We start from the raw sequence: 20,922 nt of genomic DNA, 5'->3' as shown, positions 1-20,922 counted from the left end.
TGAAAACAGAGGTGATATGATGCCTGATTTTTTCACGCACACCATTTTCGGCCTGCGCGTCAACGATTGGCTCGACGTCGAGATGAAGATGAATCTTTATAATTTCGCCAACCAGGGGCCCGACTTTTTCTTTTATGCGGATTTCTATCCTTGGAAGCGTCAGAAGCGAGGGATGCCCTACGCTAAGATGCTCCACAAGGAGATGGCAAAGGAAACCCTGCTTGAGGCGATTGTCTACGCGAAGGATAATTACAACGATGTCATCCGCACCTATCTCTACGGATGGATCAATCACTATACCCTGGATTCCGTGACGCATCCCTACGTTTTTGAAAAGGAGGCGCAGGGGCTCGACCACAAGGAAATTGAGATGGCCATCGATCTCCACACGATCGAACGCTTCCGCTTTCTGCCGCGATACGGACCGGATCTCGTGGCGCTCGAGGACATCGACCTTGCCAATATTCGGGATATTTACACCCACGTCCTGGAGGAACAATTCGATGAAACCCTACCGTCCGAGCTCGTGAAGCAGAGCTACGATGATTTCATCACCTATCAGAAGATCTTTCACGACCGGGAGAACCAAAAGAAAAAAAGGCTGATCCATTTCATCGGACGCCTTTTTCACCTGAATCTCAACCGGCATTATTTCGGTACCACGCTGGAAGACCTAGGGATTTCTGATATCAAACGCTTCGACGAAGGATTCGACCAGGCCGTGCTACTGGCCGCACAACGGTGCCAGGCCGCGCAGCGGTTCCTCGATCTGAAAATCGATTTCGATGAACTCGCTTCCTATTTCGATCGGATCAACTATGAAGGTGAAAGCTACTGATCTCCCATCGCGGAGATCGGTTCTTTTTTTGCCAATTTTCTACCCGCCTCCACATCCACCGTAGAGAGGAGTACCATCCCCATGATGAAGAAGAAGGCAACGGAGACGATCCCCAGACGACTGGATCCCGTCAGTTGTCCCACGAGGGCAAAGAGGAAGGGGCCCGTGATCGCCGAGAATTTGCTCGATACACCGTAGAAACCGTAGAACTCCCCCACCTTGTCCTTGGGGATCATGCTACCGTAGAGCGATCGGCTGAGTGCCTGCGCGCCTCCCTGGACAAGCCCCACGAGCCCGGCCAGCATCCAAAAGTCCAAGGCCGTGGCCAGAAAATAGCCCCGGATGGTGATGAGGAGGTAGACGGAAAGCGCCAGAAAGATGCCACGTTTGGCCCCGACTCGTGCACCGAGCTTGCCGAACAGAATGGAAAAGGGGATCCCGATGAACTGCGTGAGCAAGAGGGCCCCGATGAGATCCGTCTGGCCGATTCCGATCTCACGACCGTAGACCGTGGCCATCCGCATGATCGTCCCGATGCCATCGTTGTAAAACCAGAAGGCCAGAAGAAACTTCCACAGTTCACGGTAACGGCGGATGTGGGCGATCGTCGTCTTGAGTTCTCGAAAGCCCATGCGAACGTAAGCCGACATCTCACGCGATGTCGCCATCCCCTCGTCCTTTGGAAACTGCTTAAAGGCTGGGATCGTAAAGACCAACCACCAGATGGCCACCGTCAGGAAGACCGCCCGCGTGGCCATGAGTGAATCGGAAAAACCGAACCACCCCGGCTTCATGATCATCGCAAGATTCACGGCGAGCAAAATCCCCCCACCGAGATAGCCCATGGCGTAACCCTGGGAGGAGACCATATCCATACGTTCATCCTTCACGATCAGCGGAAGGAAAGAATCGTAAAAAATATTACCCCCCGCGAAGCCGATGCTCGCGAGGATATAGACGGCGGAGATCAGCAGGTAATCGCCCTCACCGCCGAGCACGAGCAGACCGCTTCCCAGAACCCCCAGGAAGACGAACACCGTGAAAAGACTCTTGCGCCGGTGGGCGCGATCGGCCACCGCCCCTAGGATCGGTGCCATTACAGCCACCAGGAGCATGGCGATGGTCGTGGTGTAACCCCAGTAGGAGGTCGCGGTGTTGCCGGGCAGATGGGCCCCGGCCACGTCCACGTAAAAGATCGGTAGCACCGTGGCCATAAGTGTTGTGGCGAAAACCGAATTCGCCCAGTCGTACAGGATCCAAGCCCGAACCGTTTTTTGATTCGACATCTGTCCACCTCGATTTCATGTTAGGGTATTGACTTTCCACAGGAGCGTGTTATAATTTATATTGCTTCGGGAAATATTCCGACGGGGTGTGGCGCAGTTTGGTAGCGCACCAGGCTGGGGGTCTGGTTGTCGCAGGTTCAAGTCCTGTCACTCCGACCAAAGCACGAGCGAGAGGTCGCTTCTTCTTCACGAGGAAGCGACCTCTCCTCTTTTTTTATGCGCTTTTTTAGGCAAAAGCCCGGGCGATCCGCAGGATGGCCTCCTCGATCACCTCTTCGGAAGTCGCCACATTGAGCCGCAGGTACCCGGCGCCCGTGGCTCCAAAGGTGTACCCCTGATTCAGACCCACACCCGCTTCGTCCACTAGGATTCGCTTGAGTTCTTTCGGGTCCGACTCGAGGGCCCTGAAATCGAGCCAAGCGAGATAGGTGGCCTCGGGCTTGCGAAAGCGCACCTCTGGCAAGTGCTTGTCCAGTAGCTCACCCAAAAAATCAAAGCGCCGGTCGATGGTGCCCATCAAGCGCTCGAGCCAGTTGTCACCGTAGCGGTAGGCCGTCTCCACCGCCGTGAGCGCCAGCGGGTCCGCCAGAAAAAGGTGCAGTCGATCAAGGACGGTATCTTGAAAAGTGCGCATGAGACCCTGGTCCTGGATGATGATATTGGCCAGCCCGAAACCGGCCAGATTGAAGGTCTTCGAGGCGGCGGTCATGACCATGCTGTTTGTCTTGAAACGTGCGTCTACAGCGGTCAGCGGCAGGTGCTCTACCCCCGCAAGCGTCAGGTCCGCATGGATCTCATCGGAGATGAGGAAACAATCGTTGGCCAGGCAGAGATCACCCATCCGCTGCAGCTCCTCCCGTGTAAAGACCTTCCCCACGGGATTGTGTGGCGAAGCGATAATCATCATTTTGGCCCCTTTCACGCGCTCCTCCAGGTCTTCAAAATCGATGCGATAGCTACCATCTGCCTCTTCGAGCAAGACGTTCTCTGATAGGACGCGGTCGTTGTGCTTCACCGAAGCGGCGAAGGGCGGGTAGACGGGCGTCTGGATGATGACCTCATCACCAGGTTGGGTAAAGGTCTGGATGGCCATGTTGATCGCAGGGACCACCCCCGGTGTGATCTGGATTTCCCCAGGGGTGATTTCCCAGCGGTAGTGTCGCTTCATCCAGCCCACCACCGCTTCATAGTAGGCGGGGTAGGGCTTGGTGTAACCGAAGACCCCATGCTCCACGCGAGCCTTCAGAGCGGCCAGCACCTCGGCGGGCGCCTTGAAATCCATGTCGGCCACCCAAAGCGGCAACAGGTCGTTCCGGCCGAAGGCCATGTCCATGTGATCCCACTTGACGCAGTGCGTGCCTTTTCTATCGATAATATGATGAAAGTCCATTGTGCTCCCCCTTTTCGGTCGTGCTCTCTTTTTTTAACAAAAGAATCCGCTATCTTATTTATATCATATTCTCTAGCGGTTCAAACGGTCGACTTCGCTATGTTAAAATGAAGTATGGCATTGGTCTTGCATTCTCTAGTCCCGAACGGAGGGATTGTTATGATTTTATTGAAAAACGTCAATGTATTCGCACCAGAGCCCATGGGTGATAAGGACCTGCTTATGGGAGGCGGTCGTATCCTGGCCATCGAAGATGACTTATCTGCTTTCGCCGGGGGACCCGTGACGGTCATCGACGGCGGGGGCCTTCTGCTTACCCCGGGCCTCGTGGACGGCCACGTCCACATCACCGGCGGTGGCGGCGAGGGTGGCTACCGCACGCGTACACCGGAGCTCCAACTGTCCACCATGATCGGTGCCGGCGTGACCACGGTGGTCGGTTGCCTGGGGACCGATGGCATCGCACGGAGCCTCGAGGCCCTGGTTGCCAAGGCCAAGGGCCTCAAGGAAGAGGGTGTGGGTTGCTACCTCTACACGGGCAACTATCGACTGCCCCTGAAGACCCTCACGGGCGATCTCATGAAGGACATCATGCTGATCGACGAGATCATCGGGGTCGGCGAAGTAGCACTTTCCGACCACCGGTCTTCTCAGGCCGATTTCGAGCTTTTCAAGCGTACCGTAGCTGATGCCCGGGTGGCCGGGATCCTGTCGGGAAAATCCGGCGTGGTCAACATCCACATGGGCGATGGTCCAGCGCGCTTCGACTATCTGGAACGCCTCGCGAAGGAAACAGATATTCCCCGCAGCCAGCTGGTTCCTACACACGTGAACCGCAATCCCGAGCTCTTCGCCGAAGGCATCGCCTACGCGAAGGCCGGCGGCCAGATCGATTTCACCACGAGTACCACCGCTCTCTTCCTCGAGGAGGGGGAGGTCCCCGCCGCCGAGGCCGTGGCCCGCTGCCTGAAAGAGGGGATCCCGGCCGATCGTCTGACGATGACCAGCGACGGACAGGGGAGCCTGCCCCTATTTGACCCCGAGGGACGGCTCAAGGGGCTTTCCGTGGGTACCTGCCGATCGCTCTATGATGCCATGGTCGAGGCCGTGCAAGTCCACGACGTACCGCTACCGGATGCCCTGGCCACGGTCACCTCCAGCCCCGCGTCCATCCTCGGGCTCAAGGGCAAGGGACGGATCGAAGTGGGGGCCGACGCCGACCTGCTCCTTCTAAAAGAAGACCTGTCGCTGGACACGGTGATCGCAGGCGGTCGTCTCATGATGCGCGGTGGTACCTTCCTGGTCAGGGGTACCTTCGAGGAAGCACCCAAAACCACTTGAGCACCGACCACAAGGAGGAAGAGCCCATGCACACGATCCAATTGATCGCAGGGTCGGAGGAGACCATCCGGTCCCTCACCGGCCAACTGGAGACCTTCCTGGCCAAGGAAGACACCCGGATCATCGGCCACGCCCTTGAACAAGAGACATCGCCCGACCTGACGGGTGATCTGCTGATCCTGTCGAGCCAGCTGACCCTTGAGGAACTATCGGGACTCACCGCTATTCCGGATCGCATGCCGAGGATCATCGGCAGGCGCACTGTCAATTTCGGTGCCCTCGACGCGATCGTGGCGCTACCTGCCGGTACCACGGTCCTTCTTGTGAACGACCGAGAGACCACCTGTCGGGAGAGCATCCAGGTCCTCCGGTCTCTCGGACTCGATCACATCACCTATCTGCCCTTCTATCCCGACGCAAGGATGCCAAAGCCACTACCGGATGTGGCGATCACACCGGGGGAACCCAAGTACGTTCCAGAGGATATCGACAGGATCGTGGACATCGGTCCCAGGATCTTTGACTTTACCACCATCGCCAAGGTGCTCACGGCCCTGGACCAGCTGGAGAAAACCACGGCCACCTTCAGCGAAATGTACCTGAAAAAAATCATCGAGATGGCCAAGGGCCTAGCCGAGAGCCATGCAGAAACCAAGGCCCTCAAGGAGGATCTCGAGAAAGTGCTCGACGGTCTCCGTGAAGGTCTCATGGCCTTTTCTCCCGACGGCCGGATCACCCTGATCAACGATAATCTGAGACGTCTGTTCAAGTTGCCGCGCCACGAGCTGCGTCCCCTCCGCCTGAAAGAGGTGATCCGCAACGAAAAGCTCCGGCGCTACCTGGTCGACGAATCCCAGACCCACGCCCTCGTGCTGACGCTCGAGGGGGAGGATCTCCTGGTCCAGAAGATCAAAAGCTCCGATCACCGACAGACGGTCGTCTCCTTCAAGAGCGAGCAGCAGCGCTTCGATTTCTTCGACCCCAAGGAAAAGGAGATCATCCGAAAGGGTTTTATCGCCAAGTACCACTTCGACGACATCGTGGGCAAGAGCCGCCGACTTTGCGAGGCCAAGCGCATTGCCAACAAGCTGGCAACGGCCGAAATCACCCTGCTCATCGAGGGCGAGAGCGGCACGGGCAAAGAACTCTTCGCCTCGGCCATTCACAACGCCTCGACCCGGAAGGACGGTCCCTTCCTCGCCGTGAACTTCTCCTCCCTGCCCGATGATCTGATCGAATCGGAGCTCTTCGGTTATGCCGAGGGGGCCTTCACCGGGGCGAAGAAGGGTGGCAAGATCGGCCTCTTTGAACAGGCCAACGGTGGGACCTTGTTTCTCGATGAGATCGGAGATACCTCCCTCAAGGTCCAGACGCGCCTCTTGCGGGTGCTAGAGGAACGCGAGATCATGGCGGTGGGCGGCTCCGAGATCCGTCCCGTGGACGTGCGGATTGTGGCCGCCACCAACAAGAAACTGGAGGCGCTGGTGACCGCGGGGCACTTCCGCGAGGACCTCTACTACCGGCTCAAGATGGGCTACATCCACCTGCCTCCTCTCCGTCAACGCGAGGGGGATCTCCCTCTGCTCGTGGAGGACCTTGTCTTCAAGTCCACGGTCAAAGAGGTGGGTATCTCCGATGAGGTCATCGAGACCTTGACCTCCTACGCTTGGCCCGGGAACGTGCGGGAGCTGAAGAATACGGTCACCTACATGCTGGCGGTGACCGACGGACCCCTGCTCACCACAAAACACTTGCCGCAGGGCGACTATTTCTCACGTGCGTCCGAGCATAAACCCGAGGGCCCCTTGCTCGATCAATCGGAACTGTATCTGCTCCGGTCAATGGCCAAGCTCACCCGAAGCGGTGAACGCCCCTCGCGCGCCCGCTTGTCTGCCCTCAGCTATGAGGAGGGTCGAAACCTCACGGTCAATCAAGTGCGTTCGATCCTCGATCGACTGGAGGAAAAGGACCTGATCGTCAAAAGGAGAGGGCGTTTCGGTACGATGCTCACGGAAAAAGGACTCGGCACCATTGGTTGATATCGGTGGTTATTGGTGGTTGCATTTCACCAGTAACCACCTTTTTCTTTTTTCCAATGGTAAAGCTTTTCAAAAGTCGCCCTTCTCCCGGCCATTCGCTTTGGCATCGAACTTGCGATAATAAAACCCGAAACCAATTAAGGAGGGTATTTATGTCAAAGAAGAAATGGTCCATGCCGGACACCTACGTCATCATCTTTTTCGTCGTTCTTTTCGCCGCGCTCTTGACTTACCTCATCCCAGTGGGGTCTTTCGAAATGGAAAATGTCACTTATATGGATGGGGGTACTGAAAAGACCCGCACCGTTCCCGTGGGGGATTCCTTCTCCCTCGAGTATAACGAGTCGGGCGAAGCCCTGACAAACGGTATCAGTTTCTTCGAACCCTTCGGGGGCGTCGGTTTCTCCAACTACGTCTTCGAAGGCCTCGTGAGCGGATCCAAGTGGGGATCGGCCGTCGGTGTCGTGGCCTTTATCCTGGTGATCGGGGGAGCCTTCGGGATCATCCTGAAGACCAACGCCGTGGAGGCGGGGCTCTTCCGCATGATCGAGCATACACAGGGTAGGGATATCCTGCTGCTACCGATCCTCTTCTTTCTCTTCAGCCTCGGGGGCGCGATCTTTGGAATGGGCGAGGAGGCCATGGCCTTCGCCATGATCATCATTCCCATCGTCGTGGGCCTGGGCTACGACTCCATCACGGGCATCTTCGTCACCTACATCGCCACGCAGATCGGTTTCGGCACGAGCTGGATGAACCCCTTCAGCGTGGCCATCGCCCAGGGTGTCTCCAATGTGCCCGTGCTGTCGGGCGCCGGTTTCCGGATGGGTATGTGGGCCTTCTTCACACTGCTCGGGATCGCCTACACATTGAACTACGCGCGCAAGATCAAAGCCAACCCAAGGAGCTCCATCGCCTACGAAAGCGATGTGTACTTCCGAAACGATATGGAAGAAAAGCGTGAGATGGACATCCAGTTCGAGACGGGACACGCCCTGGTTCTCATCACGATCCTTCTGGGGATCGTCTGGATCGTATGGGGTGTTATGGAGCACGCCTACTATCTACCGGAAATCGCCACCCAGTTCTTCCTCATGGGTCTTGCCTCGGGGATCATCGGTGTGATCTTCAAGCTCAACGATATGAGGGTCAATGACATCGCCGTGGGCTTCAGACAGGGTGCGTCCGACCTACTCGGCGCTGCCCTCGTCGTCGGTATGGCCAAGGGGATCGTCCTGGTGCTCGGTGGTTCCGACGCCGGGTCGCCCACGGTCCTCAACACCATCCTCAACTGGATCGCCGGCGGACTAGGCTCTATGCCCGCCTATCTCTCGGCCTGGTTCATGTATCTCTTCCAGTCCGTCTTCAATTTCTTCGTGGTCTCAGGCTCCGGGCAGGCGGCCCTCACCATGCCGATCATGGCCCCCCTTGCCGATCTCGTGGGCGTGACGCGCCAGGTGGCCGTCTTGGCCTTCCAGCTCGGTGATGGCTTCACGAACATGATCGTCCCCACATCAGGGGTCCTCATGGGTGTCCTGGGGATCGCTCGTCTGGACTGGTCCAAGTGGTTCAAGTTCCAGATCAAGTTCCAGGCGCTCCTGGCCGTCTTCGGCTCTGTCTTCGTGATCTTGGGTGTACTCATCGGGTTCAATTAAAACTAGCTCGCTGAAAGAAAAATGACCTTGCCTCGGCAGGGTCATTTTCCCGTGGATATGGTATGCTGGAAGTACCACAACGATTTTTGCTGTTCTCTATGAAGAAACGGAGCGATGAGCCATGAACGAATCCAAGATCCGATCCCTTCGGGAGGAGGGATACAACTGCGCCGAAACCCTGCTGCGCTACGCTGATGACCGCTATGACCTTAAACTGGAGGAAAGCTCTTTCCGCCTGATGTCCGGTTTTGGCGGTGGCGTGATGACCGGGGACTTCTGCGGTGCCATCACCGGTGCCGTGGCAGCCCTGAGCGCCCTCTACAGCGAGGGAAAGGCGCACGAGAGCCCTGCGCTCGAGGAAGCTATCCCGGCCTTCCTGGCGCGGCTGGGGAGCGAGGTGCACCCGAGCACGAACTGCACGGTCCTCAAGGAAGACTGGCGTACCGAGGAAGAGGGCTGTACACCCCTGATTCTCAAGGTGGCCGAGGTGCTCGAGGCCTTTCTCGGGGACCGGGGGATCGCTTGACCCACCGGACGAGGACCATAAGAGAAAGGAGGGTGCATGTCCATGCACCCTCCTTTTCTTATGCCTTTTCGTACAGCATATCCATGTGCGGGATCCCGTCCTCTACATAAGTTGGGGACACCCGTTTGAAGCCGATTTCCGTGTAAAAAGCTTCCAGGTAGGCCTGGGCCGAGAGTCGGATCGTCCTTTCACCAAAATCCTCCTCAATAATCCTGATCGCTTCCTTCATCAGTTCGCGTCCATAACCACGCCCGCGGGCGTGTTCGGCCACGAGCACGCGTCCGATGCTGATCTCGTCGTAGCTCACACCCTTCGGCAGAATCCGGAGGTAGGCCACAATCTCCTCCCCCTGGATGCCGTAGAGGTGATAACTCTCCGGGTCTTTTCCATCGAGTTCAGGATAGGGACAGGTTTGTTCGACCACAAAGACATCGGTTCTGACCTTGAGAATTTCATAGAGTTCCATCGTGCTGAGCTCGTCAAATCGTTTGAGTACCCATCGCATCGCTATCACCTCCTTCCGGGAACTACCTTCGGCAGATCATTTGATGGTATCGACCGCTGCGAGGACCTCTTCCATGGCCTCGATAAAGATCTCCGTTTGTTCCATCGTGCCGGAGCTCACGCGCATGTAGGTATCGTAGCCCCAGAGGAAACCCGGCCGCATGATCACGCCCATGCGCTGTAGTTTATCAAAGACCACGCGAGAATCGCGCTTGGTATCCACGAACACAAAGTTGGCATCGGCCGGTGCGTAGGGAAGTCCCTTCTCGTCGAAGTAGGCCATCATGGCGTCGAGACTCTCCTTGTTGAGCGCTACGGTCTTGTCGATGTGGTCTTCATCCTGCAGGGCAGCACAGGCCGCCGCCTGGGCCAAGCGGTTGACATTGAAAACCCCGCGCACTTTGTTGATCTCGGTGGCAATTTCAGGTGAGGTAAAGGCGTAACCAATACGCACGCCGGCGATGCCAGCTACCTTGGACAGTGTCCGGAGAACGATCGTATTCGGACGCTTGGCCAGGATGTCCAGACCATTGGGGTAGGCTTCGTTGAAACGCGCGTACTCGAAGTAAGCCTCGTCCATGATCAGGACCACGTCCTCGGGAAGCTTGGCGACGAAACCTTCCACTTCCTTCTCGGACATGATGTTCCCCGTGGGGTTGTTGGGGTTGCAGATGAAGACCAGCTTTGTCTTGGCGGACAACTTCTTTTCGAAGGCCGCGAAATCGTGCTTGAGGTCTTTTGTGAGCGGCACCTGATGGCAGACACCGCCCATGTGGGAGACGGCAATTTCATAGAGCGAGAAGGAGGGGAGGCCCATGATGGCCTCGTCGCCTTCTTCGATGAAAGCCTGTGCGATGAGCTTGATCAGCTCCTCACCACCGTTGCCGAGCACGATGTGCTCTCCCGGAATGCCGAACTTCTGCTCCAGCACTTCCCTCAGCGCCATGGCGCCGGGGTCCGGATAGAGGTGCACTCGTTCTGCCTCGCTTTTGATGGCCTCGATGGCCTTTGGTGACGGACCCAGCGGATTTTCGTTGGACGCGAGCTTCACGATCCGCTCCAGACCGAACTCTTTTTTCACAGCTTCGATCGGTTTTCCCGGCACATAAGGCTTCAGGGTCGCGAGCTCTTTTCTAAAAAGTTTCTTTGACATCAATTATCCCCTCCAATGCAATTTCTAGCCCCATTATACCAAACTTTCAGACAGACCGACTTACTTTTTACAACGCACCCTTCCCAGCGCCACGTATCTGTTCTTTTTCTCAATTCTGTGGTATCCTGATGGGGAGGAAGTGATAATGATGATCAATTGGTTGTGGCTCGATCGTATACTCTTTGCACTGGCCCTCGGCTTCACCGCTTACACGGGATATCGGGTGATCAGTGTGCAGCGTGCCCTACCGCCGGGCGTCTGCCCCATCGACTCGAACAATGGCTACATTTACACGAGCATTGGGCTGTTGGTCCTTTGGTTCGCCGTTAACTTCATCCGAGAGAAAAAATCACCGGGCTCCCGATCCTAATCGGCTCCCGGTGATTTTCTCATAGGTTGTACTTTTCGCGTAGACGCCCCAGGTTGGGGCCAAACCGTTCGTCTAACTGTGGCCCAAAAGCCCTGTAGATCTCACAGAGAAAGATATCATGCAAAATGAAGGACTCGGCCATGAGCATAAAGGCCTTGTTCCGCGTCCAGATCGCCTGGTGTTCACCCTCTTCTTCCGTCGCGAAGAGAGACTGTTCACCATCCACCACGATGGTGAACCAATTGCCGAAGTCGCGGGTGTTCTTCTCCATACCAGCCATCTGGTGGTAGTAGACAGTGCCGATTTCCTCCTGTACCTCACCAAAGACCACCGTCACCACCTCGACGCCTTCGGAAGCACGTTCCCTTAGCACGGGGATCAACCGGTCGTAGGTCTCGCCCCAGGTCTCGAGGTAGATAAAGGCCTCTGCCTCCCGAATCATATCGTAGAGCTTCTGTTCGATGGACTGGTTACCGTCTAGATGGAGCATATGGCTCACAGTCTCCGGTTGCTTGATTTTTTTCATCTGGGTCTTCAGATAGTCCCCCGCCTGTTGCATATCCTCGTTGTACTGATCGATGTAGTCATCGAAGGACACGGCGATGTACTTGACTGGATCCTCGGAGATGACGTTCACGAGGTTCTTCTCGAGAAGTTTGGCCATGGCCTCGTAGATTTTTCCCTGGGGTACCCCTGAGAGCTTGCCGAGTTCGTAGGCTGTCACGTTGGCTTTCTGCAGGAGGGCCAGATAGGCTTTGGCTTCGTACTTGTTGAGTCCAAAATGACTCATCTTGGCGAGCAGCGCATCAGAAGCCACGATAGGTCCGCTACTTTCCGTTGACGATCATAGTGCCGGTTCTGCCGGCAATGCCGTCTTTCGCCCGCTCGAGGGAGGTGATCAGGGATTTGCGTCCCGGTTTAGAAGCCGCGAAGCGCATGGCCGCCTGGACCTTGGGAAGCATGGAGCCGGGGGCGAAGTGACCCTCGTCCACGTACCCTTGTGCTTCGTCCAGACTGATCTCAGAAAGCCACTTTTCTTCAGGTGTACCAAAGTGGAGGGCCACTTTTTCCACGGCCGTCAAGATGATCAAATAGTCGGCATCCAGAATCTCGGCCATCTTCTCGCTGGCGAAGTCCTTGTCGATGACGGCGGGCACGCCCACGAGGCTGTGGCCTTTTTCCACCACTGGGATTCCACCGCCACCGACGGTGATCACGATATGACCGGCGGCCACAAGGGTCTTCACCGTTTCTTTTTCCGCCACGTCCACGGGGATCGGCGAGGGCACCACCCGTCGCCAGCCGCGACCGGCGTCTTCCCGCATGATGTATCCCTTATCTTGCGAAAGGACATCGGCTTCTTCCTTGCTGTAGAAGGCCCCGACAGGCTTGCTGGGATTCTTGAAGGCCGGGTCTGCCTCGTCGACGATCACCTGGGTGATCACGGTGGCCACGGGGATATCCATGCTCCGCTTCTTCAGCTCCTCGCGAATGGCGTTCTGGAGGTGGTAGCCGATGTATCCTTGGCTCATGGCCCCGCATTCGGGGAAGGGCATCTCGGGTGTGCCCGCTTCAGAATGGGAGGCCGTTTCCATGGCCAGGTTGATCATGCCGACCTGGGGTCCGTTTCCGTGGGCGATCACGACCTCGTGACCGTCTTCGATCAGGTCCACGATGGGCTTCGCGGTGTGCTTCACAAGCTCCAACTGTTCAACGGGTGTCTTCCCCAGGGCGTTCCCCCCGAGGGCCACCACAATCTTGTCTTTCATCTCCATGTCGATTCCTCCTTCTGTTGGTTGGAAAAGGAGACAGCAGGATCGCTCCTGCCGTCTTATCTTGTTCTTATAGGTTGCCGATGGTAGCGACCATGACGGCCTTGATGGTGTGCATGCGATTCTCTGCTTCGTCGAAGACCTTGGCATGCTTAGAACGGAAGACTTCGTCGCTGACCTCCATGGCGTCGAGACCGAACTTCTCTTTGATCTCGGCCCCCACGATGGTGTCGGTATCGTGGAAGGAGGGTAGACAGTGGAGGAAGATCACATTGTCGTTCTCGGTCTTCTTGACCATCTCCATGTTGACCTGGTAGTCCTTGAGCAGCTCGATGCGCTCGGCGAACTGGTCTTCTTCTCCCATGGACACCCATACGTCGGTGTAGAGGACATCGGCACCCTTCACGTCGTTCACATTATCCGTGAGCGTGATCGTCGCACCGGTCTCCTTGGCCACTTCGCGCATTTCCTTCACGAGCGCTTCAGCGGGCCAGAGTTCCTTGGGTGCTAAGGCCATAAAGTCCATGCCCATTTTGGCGGCGCCGATCATGAGAGAATTCCCCATGTTGTTGCGGGCATCGCCCACATAGACAAATTTCACTTTATTGAGCGGCTTATCCACGTGTTCCTTGACGGTCAGAAAGTCAGCCAGGATCTGCGTGGGATGGTAGAGGTCCGTGAGGCCGTTCCACACGGGTACGCCGGCGTGCTTGGCAAGCTGCTCGACTGTATCTTGCTTGAAGCCGCGGAACTCGATCCCGTCGTAGTAACGGCCGAGTACCTTGGCGGTGTCCTCAACGCTTTCCTTCTTCCCCATCTGGGAGTTGGTCAAGAAGGTGACGTTACCGCCCTCGTCGTAGGCGGCGACTTCAAAGGCACAGCGTGTGCGCGTCGATGTTTTTTCGAATAAAAGCACAACATTCTTGCGCTCGAGCAGTTCGCCGCGGATGCCGGCGCGTTTTTTTGCTTTGAGGTCTTTGGAGAGATCGAGCATGTAGTTGATCTCTTCGGGTGTAAAGTCCTTCAGGGTGATAAACGATCGTCCTCTGAGATTGACAGCCATTTGAATGCCTCCTTATTTTTGGTTCGATGGTTGCTTGTTAAATATCCTCGCGGTAGAGGGGCATGCTCATGCAGCGCGGGCCACCACGTCCGCGTGAGAGTTCACTAGATGGAATGACGTGCAGTTTGATACCGTGGTCCTCGAGCAGTTGGTTTGTCACGTGGTTTCTGGAATATACGACCACTTCAGCCGGTGCGATGGCCAGGGTGTTGGAGCCGTCGTTCCACTGCTCGCGGCCGGCGTCGATCATGTTGCCGTTTCCACAGCGGATCAAGGACACGGAATCGAGCTCGAGGTATTTCTTCAGGATGTCCTCGAGTTCCATGGTTTCTTCTACGATGCTGATTTTCCCTGGTTCTTGGCCGCGGGTGATGCTGAAGATGTTGAGGGGGCCTTCGATCTCCGGGTGGATGGTGAACTTGTCGTGGTCCACCATGGTGAAGACGGTATCGAGGTGCATGAAGGCGCGCTTCTTGGGGATGTTGAAGGCCAGGATCACCTCAAAGGTCTCTCCTGCGTCGAATAGTCGCTTGGCGATTTTCTCCACGGCCACTGCGTCGGTTCGTTCCGAGATGCCGATGGCCAGTACGCGCTGGGACAGAACGAGCTCGTCGCCGCCCTCGATGGATCCCTTTTCTTCGCGGCGGTACCAGAAGGGCAATTCGATGCCATCGAACTCAGGATGATGGTTGAAAATGTACTTGGCGAACAGGGTCTCCCGGTTGCGCGTGACGGTCCGCATGTGGTTGAGGCTGACGCCATGACCGATCGTGGCAAAGGGATCACGGGTGAAGTAAAGGTTGGGCATGGGATCCACGATAAAGGGGTAGTTCGAATCCACTAGATCACCCAAGGATTTGATGCGGTAATCGGCGACCTCCTCTTTGCGGATCCCCTCCATCATCTTGTCCACCATGTCTTTGTTCGATCCGAAGTCATGCAGGTAAGAAGCCACGAGATCACGCTTCTTGTCGCTGAAGATGCCCGATTCTTGGACATATTCTGCGATGAAGGCCTCTTTGACCCCTGGATCCTCGAGTGCCTCGGCGGCCATATCCTCCAGGTACAGTACTTCGGCTCCGCTTTCCCTCAAGACATTGGCGAAATAATCGTGTTCTTCCCGCGCAACTTTCAAGTACGGAATGTCATCGAAAAGCAGACGGTCCATCAAATCCGGTGTCAGATTCTCGATTTCCTTCCCCGGTCGGTGCAAGAGTACTTTCTTGAGTCGACCAATTTCCGAGTAGACATTCAAACCTTTTTTTGTTGACATGTTCCTACCCCTTTCGTATTGCTAACCACCTCAGTGGTGAGTACCTATCACCCTTAGTATAGAATGATTGGGAAAACGCTGTCAAGTCATCCCGAAGACCCCTCGCTTATAAACATGCGTCGCCAAGCGTAAAGAAAAAACAAAACCGCTGACCTCAGCTTCTAAACGACTGAGTTCAGCGGGCTCTAACGGTTTTTATGTTTGCATATGCATGAATATACGAATACTTATACACCTTAACTTTTTTCAGAAATTTCCTTTAAACAGAATAGTGGGCGAAACCATTTCGTGGAAATCATCTTCCTATTCCTTCCGCTCGAATAAGATGGCGGTCTTGTCTTCGTAAATCACCTGCCAGTCGTCATTTACCCGCAGCAGTTTGGTCAAGGTACTCTTCGGATGATACAAGATAAACACCACTTCGTATTTGTCGAGTAGGCCTTCCCAACCATCCTTGACCGTCGTGATCGCAATATAGTCATCGAAGACCCGAGAGTCCTTATTGATGGTCTTTAAATAGACATCCGCCCGACCATCGATAAAGACCTTGAAATCGTGATAGATCAAATACCCACCCCAATCGTAGGAGTTGAAAAGCCTTCGATTCTCCAGATCCAACGCATTGTCCTCCATATAGGCCATCGCATCATCGGGGTAACGAGAAGCGGAAGCAGAGACCTCTTGATCCGCAAACAAAGGTCTATCAGATACCATCATATAGACGACCGTACCCACCAATAGAACATCCAGGCAGAGGACCACCACGAGGAACTTCCTCCTTCGATCTTCGCTACGCGATAAGAAGGCAAAAAGTTTTTCCTTAGCATATCGTACGAAATCCGACAGGGGAAGGGCGATTGCGATCGATGCAAAGATTACAAAGAGGGCGAAATGGCGGGCACTGTTCAGGGCCAAGGTGAAAAACAACATGACAAAGATAAAGTCCGAGACCTTGATTCGATTTTTTGAAAGAATTAGGACCGCGAACACGAGTAAGATGACTGTTAGAAATACCGGGTTCACACCGCTTTGGAAGAGTGGCTTCCACTCGAGAATATGATAGGTTCCCTCGTCCATCATGACGCGGAAAGGATAGGTGTAGATTTCCACCCCGTAGGGGTTGATCACAACGAAAGGAAGTAGCCCCATAATCACGACCATTGGTCTTGTAATCGAGCGAAGAGCCCTTTGAAAAGAATGGCTCTTCCATAACTTCTCAGCAAACGCCCCAAAGGTATAAATCCCCATGACCAGAAACAATAATGGGTAGAAGCCTGCATGTTGATTGACAATCAGCACAATGAGAATTGCCAAGGAAAAGAACTTTGATGTCAGTCGATCAAAGGATGTATGTAGAATCAATAATAACGTAAGCAAGATATTATAGGAAACGATCTGTGGTCTCGGTTGAAAGAAGGGCACGATCATCAGGATGGTTGTAAAGCCCGAGAGAGCCAGCGAGAAAAACGGTCGTTTCGTTCTCACCATGAGAATCTTGTACAAAAGGAATAGAAATATCGAAATGTTCAATCCCAGAAAGAGATAAACACCCCAGTCACCCAGTTGGTTCTTAAACTGAAAGAGCACTGCATCGAAAAGCCATTCATGTGAGAAAAATTTCAACTGGTCAAAGTATCCAAAGACATTGGTCTTGGGTACACTCCTTGTCGCCCAGATGTACTCCCCTACTTTCAGATGCCAGAAGTAATCAGGATCGGACAGCCTATTCTGAGTTAAAAGCCCAAGGCTAGCCAAAAGGAAAAACAATGCCACAGGAACATGTTTGGAATTTTTCATTCGATAGACCAACCCTTTCCCCTTTTCCTAGAAGCAGTAAGATAATGCGAACTACTGATCTGTCACAACAATCAAGCGATAAACATTTTGAGTGCAACAAGAGCCGTTATGACGATCATTAGAAATATGTTGATGATGAGAAACAGTCTGAAGTGCTTTTCATCTTGCTTGTAAATTGAAATCGCCCCGAAAAGATACCGAATCAAACCATGGCTTGCCGGTAAATAAGGACTTGTTATGGGGTAAGACGTTACAAACAATAGATACAAAAGCATATAGGATGAATAAAGTGCATTCTTTTCTTTGAACAATGCGTTGAAAGCATAAAAAACCGCCAGTATAGAAAGGAAAACCACTAATAACCAACTCATATCAAGAGCACCCTCGAGAAAGCCCTGAATATCATTCCAAATCCCAATCAAAGGAAAAGAGAGTTTGCGCGAAAAGTATTTCAGATTGTTTGTAGACGGAGAAGCGAAGTCGCCGTAATTGATATATAAGAAAAGGGGATAACTCAACCATAATGGCGAGGCTAACGCATTGAGGGTGATAATCTTACGAAATTTTTCTTTTCTCACTAGCATAATCATGGGGACCAATAGAATTAAGATGAGCCCGGTCGATCTGGACAGAAAAGATAGCGCTGCAAAAATTGTAGCCCATAGGTATTTCTTCCGGTCTAAAGCAATCAAACAAACTACGGATAAAAGTAAGAAGAGACTCTCCGAGTAACCCGACATGAAAAAGATCGTGACCGGAGAGAAAGACAGTAATTTCGCCACGCGACTACCAAGAGATTTATAAACGATAGTTAATGCAAAAAAGAAGGCTATGTTGGAAATCAACACCGACGCAAGCAGGCTCCCCCCTAACAATCGGATCAAGAGTGGATATAAGGGGAAAAAGACGGTTAGTCGTTCTGTATAGCCGAACTGAGCAATCCTCAAATAATTCGCATTGTCGTAAAAACTGAATAGATTCAGCAAACCCCAATCCAATGTTCCCTGACCTGTTTCTACATAGCCCGGTGGCGCAAAAGGAACCCCCGGATAGTGACTGTAAAAAACAAGATATCCAACGATCATGCATAATAATCTGGAGAATACAAATAATGTTACGATTTCTTTCAACGGAGATTCGGATAAATACTGTTTAATCTCTTTGATCGTTCCCAAAAGATGGTCATCCACACTATTTTGAAGCATTTTTCTCACCCTTGTTTCACCCCCCTGGCAACTCAAACATGTTTTTGGCTAGGTCAGAATGAATCGTAACAATCGTGGTATTCTTACCCGATATAAAGGAACTCAACAGGTTTCTTTGTTGCTTAGAGACTCAGACCAAAGGGTCAGTATTGTCTGTACAACAAAAGCCTCTCGTTAACAATCACGAGACTCCGTACAACGAGGTCCCATTAACCCAAATAATAGAAGAAGGGGACGAGCACGGGGACGAGTGCTGTCAAGAGGGCCCCGTTGAAGAAGGAGATCACGGCGATCTCCGGTCCCGTATAGTTTGATATGATCGGGAGTGTAGAGTCCATGCTGGTGGCACCAGCAGGAGCTATGGTCGTATAGTGGTTCAAGTGCTTGGCGATGAAGGGGATGGTCATGACCGTGAAAAGCTCCCGGAAGACGTTGGTTAAAAAAGCTACGGTTCCGATTTCCGGGGTGTGTAAATTGCTCAGGAGAATGCCAGACAGGCTGTACCACCCGTAGCCCGCTGCCACAGAAAGCGAAAGATTCGCTGGCATCTGAAAGAGAAACCCTGTCAACAGTCCACCCAGGGCACTACCCACGATGATCGACGCTGGGATCATCAAGATCAACCAGCCGTGCTTTTTCAACTCTTTGAAGACACCACGGTTGATTCCCACATCGATCCCCACGGAAAAGATCAGTAGGTTGAGCGCGATGGTCGTAAAGAGATTCATATGTACAGCCAACTCCTGAGGGAACACGTAAAACCCGAAGAGGGCTCCGGCCAACACCGATAAAAGGATCGCTATTGTCATACTTTCCCTCCTCTCTTCACCACATGATTGCTAATGAGGTAGACAATCAGTATACTGAATAAGGACGTTGTTAACGCAAAGGTTAGCGATAAATAGCCCATCTCCCAAATTTTTGAGAGCAGCTCGCCATTGGCTCCGATGCCCACGCCCATGGTGAACAACAGTAGCATCACACCGATGTACTGGAAGCGCGCGTTGGCAGCTTTCATCTTTTCCGTCCAGTTGAAAAACGTACCCACGGCGATGCCGATCAATAGTACGATCAAAATACTCCACATCTGTATCAATCCCTTTCCTATTTAATCATGAAGCCCAGGAGGTTCCGCCTATGCTCTATCTCATGCTAGCCATTCTATGCTCTTCCTCCATCGCATTGGTTTTCAAAATCACAGAATCCAAAGACCTCCACCGTCAAGCCGTCACGACCTTCAACTACTTAGCGGCCACATTGATCGCCAGTTTTTTCCTGATCAGCGGGCAAACGACTATAGTGCTTACCGGAGCCAGCCTACCCACCATTTTTAAGACCATTGCACAGGGCGGTCATCTCACGGGAGCCGATAGCCAGATGTACGCACTGCTCCTCGGTATGGTCACCGGGATCTTTTTCTACGGTTCTTTTATGCTCTACCAGCACAACGTGCGTCATTTCGGAGCCAGCCTCACCGGTATGTTCTCAAAACTTGGCATTTTGGTGCCTATGCTGGTCTCCGTGATCCTGTGGAAAGAGTTTCCCACGGGCCTTCAGTGGACGGCTATCTTTTTATCCCTCGTTGCCATTGTACTGGTCAATGCCGCACCGCGTCAAAGTAATTTCGAGATCAAAGCGACACTTCTCTTTCTATTTATCGTGGGTGGCATGGCGGAGTTTTTCAACAAAATATTCCAACAGTACGCCGCGATGCCCGATAAGCCGCTCTTTCTCGTGGCTGTTTTCGGAACGGCCCTACTCATCAGCGGTTCACGCCTTCTCACCCAAAAGAGTGCTTTCGATCCACGCGCCCTCCAGTATGGGGTGATCGTGGGGACCTTCAACCTGTTCTCCTCCCACTTTTTGATCCAATCGCTGGAAACCGTAAAAACCTCCGTGGCCTTTGCTCTTTTCAGCTCCTTGAGCATGAGCCTGATCCTAGTGGCCAGCGGCCTGTTCTTCAAAGAACGTTTGGCCTCGCGTGAACGCATCGCCGTTGGGCTCACGATCGTGGCCCTTTTTTTGCTCAATCGTTGATCAGTTCGAGTAGTTCCTCGGGTCGATCGATCTTGTGGTCGTATTCTGCACGAGAAATCGCTACAACACTCCACCCCACCAGCACAGATTCGACACCGGCGGCGCGAGCTGCTCTCAAATCGTTAATACTGTCGCCAACCAGAAACACCTCATCCGGCGAGTAACCCCACCGCTCTAGGATCAACCGGGCGCCCTCTGGATCCGGTTTTCTATTTTTCACATCCTCCGATGATAGCACCGGGTCAAAATAATGGTTCAGATCGAAAGCTTCGAGCCCATGGTGGATCCCACTGCTCCCCTTGTTCGAAAGAATAGCCATGCGGATACCTCTTTTGTGCAAAGCTTCGATCAACTCCTTGATGCCACGGAAAATTGCCGTTCGTTCTTCTCGCATCTCACGGTAGTGAGCGCGATAATCTTCGACCATCCGATCGATTTGTCTCTCTGCGAGTGCCGCCATCTGCTCATAGAGCGGCTTACCCCAGAGCGTCTGGATTTCTTCTTCCGTACAATCTGTTCCGCGATAGATTCTGGAAACATGGTCCATGCTCTCTCGGATCAGTGCATTGGTATCGATTAACGTCCCGTCGAAATCAAAAAGGATACCCTTGATCATTTTCTCTCTCCTCCTACTGGTGAAGTCTTTCGTGTTGCGATACAATAAGTATATCGA

Annotated in this window: 20 protein-coding genes and 1 tRNA gene; 8 read left to right on the top strand and 13 right to left on the bottom strand. The window is 53.7% G+C overall.

Annotated elements, in window-relative coordinates; all coding sequences use genetic code 11:
- The first annotated feature begins 16 nt into the window (after window positions 1-16).
- Window positions 17-838 carry a zinc dependent phospholipase C family protein gene (locus ACULM0_RS09500; RefSeq protein ID WP_463677311.1) on the top strand — a complete coding sequence of 274 codons (822 nt, stop codon included), beginning with the start codon at window positions 17-19 and terminating at the stop codon, window positions 836-838.
- On the opposite strand, the gene ACULM0_RS09495 is transcribed toward ACULM0_RS09500, so the two are convergent.
- On the bottom strand, window positions 832-2,124 hold the full coding sequence (locus ACULM0_RS09495) for an MFS transporter (protein ID WP_463677310.1): 1,293 nt from the start codon (window positions 2,122-2,124) through the stop codon (window positions 832-834). The genes ACULM0_RS09500 and ACULM0_RS09495 overlap by 7 nt on opposite strands.
- Window positions 2,125-2,206: 82 nt before the next feature.
- On the opposite strand from ACULM0_RS09495, the gene ACULM0_RS09490 reads away from it, so the two are divergent.
- Window positions 2,207-2,283: transfer RNA gene (locus ACULM0_RS09490), tRNA-Pro, on the top strand.
- A gap of 67 nt (window positions 2,284-2,350) precedes the next feature.
- On the opposite strand, the gene ACULM0_RS09485 is transcribed toward ACULM0_RS09490, so the two are convergent.
- Window positions 2,351-3,514 carry a MalY/PatB family protein gene (locus tag ACULM0_RS09485; RefSeq protein WP_463677309.1) on the bottom strand — a complete coding sequence of 388 codons (1,164 nt, stop codon included), beginning with the start codon at window positions 3,512-3,514 and terminating at the stop codon, window positions 2,351-2,353.
- Window positions 3,515-3,673: 159 nt separating this feature from the next.
- Between ACULM0_RS09485 and iadA the strand changes: the two genes are divergently transcribed.
- The 4 genes from iadA (at window position 3,674) to ACULM0_RS09465 (ending at window position 9,075) form a co-directional block, all read left to right on the top strand.
- Window positions 3,674-4,855, top strand: coding sequence for a beta-aspartyl-peptidase (gene iadA / locus ACULM0_RS09480; protein WP_463677308.1), 1,182 nt, complete (start codon window positions 3,674-3,676; stop codon window positions 4,853-4,855).
- A 26-nt stretch (window positions 4,856-4,881) separates the two neighbouring features.
- A complete protein-coding gene (locus tag ACULM0_RS09475) occupies window positions 4,882-6,894 on the top strand; it encodes a sigma-54 interaction domain-containing protein (RefSeq protein WP_463677307.1) in 2,013 nt (670 codons plus the stop codon).
- Between the two features lie 152 nt (window positions 6,895-7,046).
- Window positions 7,047-8,549 carry a putative basic amino acid antiporter YfcC gene (gene yfcC / locus ACULM0_RS09470; RefSeq protein WP_463677306.1) on the top strand — a complete coding sequence of 501 codons (1,503 nt, stop codon included), beginning with the start codon at window positions 7,047-7,049 and terminating at the stop codon, window positions 8,547-8,549.
- 121 nt (window positions 8,550-8,670) lie between these two features.
- On the top strand, window positions 8,671-9,075 hold the full coding sequence (locus ACULM0_RS09465) for a C-GCAxxG-C-C family protein (protein WP_463677305.1): 405 nt from the start codon (window positions 8,671-8,673) through the stop codon (window positions 9,073-9,075).
- Between the two features lie 58 nt (window positions 9,076-9,133).
- Here the strand turns inward: ACULM0_RS09465 and ACULM0_RS09460 are convergent, their stop codons facing one another.
- Both ACULM0_RS09460 and hisC read right to left on the bottom strand, forming a co-directional pair.
- Window positions 9,134-9,580 (bottom strand): GNAT family N-acetyltransferase, encoded by a 447-nt coding sequence (locus ACULM0_RS09460; RefSeq protein WP_463677304.1) that lies wholly within the window; start codon window positions 9,578-9,580, stop codon window positions 9,134-9,136.
- 36 nt (window positions 9,581-9,616) lie between these two features.
- The gene (gene hisC, locus ACULM0_RS09455; RefSeq protein WP_463677303.1) at window positions 9,617-10,732 is read right to left on the bottom strand and encodes a histidinol-phosphate transaminase; all 1,116 of its coding nucleotides are present in this window, start codon (window positions 10,730-10,732) and stop codon (window positions 9,617-9,619) included.
- Between the two features lie 145 nt (window positions 10,733-10,877).
- Between hisC and ACULM0_RS09450 the strand changes: the two genes are divergently transcribed.
- On the top strand, window positions 10,878-11,102 hold the full coding sequence (locus tag ACULM0_RS09450; protein ID WP_463677302.1) for a hypothetical protein: 225 nt from the start codon (window positions 10,878-10,880) through the stop codon (window positions 11,100-11,102).
- Between the two features lie 19 nt (window positions 11,103-11,121).
- Here the strand turns inward: ACULM0_RS09450 and ACULM0_RS09445 are convergent, their stop codons facing one another.
- The 8 genes from ACULM0_RS09445 to ACULM0_RS09410 all read right to left on the bottom strand — a co-directional run bounded on the left by ACULM0_RS09445 (window position 11,122) and on the right by ACULM0_RS09410 (window position 19,287).
- Window positions 11,122-11,919 (bottom strand): TrmB family transcriptional regulator, encoded by a 798-nt coding sequence (locus ACULM0_RS09445; RefSeq protein WP_463677301.1) that lies wholly within the window; start codon window positions 11,917-11,919, stop codon window positions 11,122-11,124.
- Between the two features lie 10 nt (window positions 11,920-11,929).
- Complete coding sequence (arcC, locus tag ACULM0_RS09440) at window positions 11,930-12,871, bottom strand: carbamate kinase (RefSeq protein WP_463679876.1); 942 nt, start codon at window positions 12,869-12,871, stop codon at window positions 11,930-11,932.
- 73 nt (window positions 12,872-12,944) lie between these two features.
- Complete coding sequence (gene argF, locus ACULM0_RS09435) at window positions 12,945-13,937, bottom strand: ornithine carbamoyltransferase (RefSeq protein WP_463677300.1); 993 nt, start codon at window positions 13,935-13,937, stop codon at window positions 12,945-12,947.
- A gap of 37 nt (window positions 13,938-13,974) precedes the next feature.
- Complete coding sequence (gene arcA / locus ACULM0_RS09430) at window positions 13,975-15,210, bottom strand: arginine deiminase (protein WP_463677299.1); 1,236 nt, start codon at window positions 15,208-15,210, stop codon at window positions 13,975-13,977.
- Window positions 15,211-15,513: 303 nt separating this feature from the next.
- Window positions 15,514-17,007: a hypothetical protein gene (locus ACULM0_RS09425; protein ID WP_463677298.1), complete on the bottom strand. Its 1,494-nt coding sequence runs from the start codon at window positions 17,005-17,007 to the stop codon at window positions 15,514-15,516.
- Between the two features lie 71 nt (window positions 17,008-17,078).
- The gene (locus ACULM0_RS09420) at window positions 17,079-18,221 is read right to left on the bottom strand and encodes a hypothetical protein (RefSeq protein WP_463677297.1); all 1,143 of its coding nucleotides are present in this window, start codon (window positions 18,219-18,221) and stop codon (window positions 17,079-17,081) included.
- A gap of 200 nt (window positions 18,222-18,421) precedes the next feature.
- Window positions 18,422-19,021, bottom strand: a complete 600-nt coding sequence (locus tag ACULM0_RS09415) for a LysO family transporter (protein ID WP_463677296.1) — start codon at window positions 19,019-19,021, stop codon at window positions 18,422-18,424.
- Complete coding sequence (locus tag ACULM0_RS09410) at window positions 19,018-19,287, bottom strand: LysO family transporter (RefSeq protein ID WP_463677295.1); 270 nt, start codon at window positions 19,285-19,287, stop codon at window positions 19,018-19,020. Before ACULM0_RS09410 ends, ACULM0_RS09415 begins: the two co-directional genes overlap by 4 nt.
- A gap of 62 nt (window positions 19,288-19,349) precedes the next feature.
- Here ACULM0_RS09410 and ACULM0_RS09405 point away from each other — a divergent pair, with 62 nt between their 5' ends.
- Window positions 19,350-20,249: an SMR family transporter gene (locus ACULM0_RS09405; RefSeq protein WP_463677294.1), complete on the top strand. Its 900-nt coding sequence runs from the start codon at window positions 19,350-19,352 to the stop codon at window positions 20,247-20,249.
- On the opposite strand, the gene ACULM0_RS09400 is transcribed toward ACULM0_RS09405, so the two are convergent.
- On the bottom strand, window positions 20,239-20,865 hold the full coding sequence (locus ACULM0_RS09400) for an HAD family hydrolase (RefSeq protein ID WP_463677293.1): 627 nt from the start codon (window positions 20,863-20,865) through the stop codon (window positions 20,239-20,241). The genes ACULM0_RS09405 and ACULM0_RS09400 overlap by 11 nt on opposite strands.
- Between the last annotated feature and the right edge of the window lie 57 nt (window positions 20,866-20,922).

The sequence above is a fragment of the Halotolerantifilum yawarlongkerapense genome (assembly GCF_054506745.1).
Note: the sequence above shows the minus strand (reverse complement) of the source record. Positions and strands in the feature narration are given on the sequence as shown.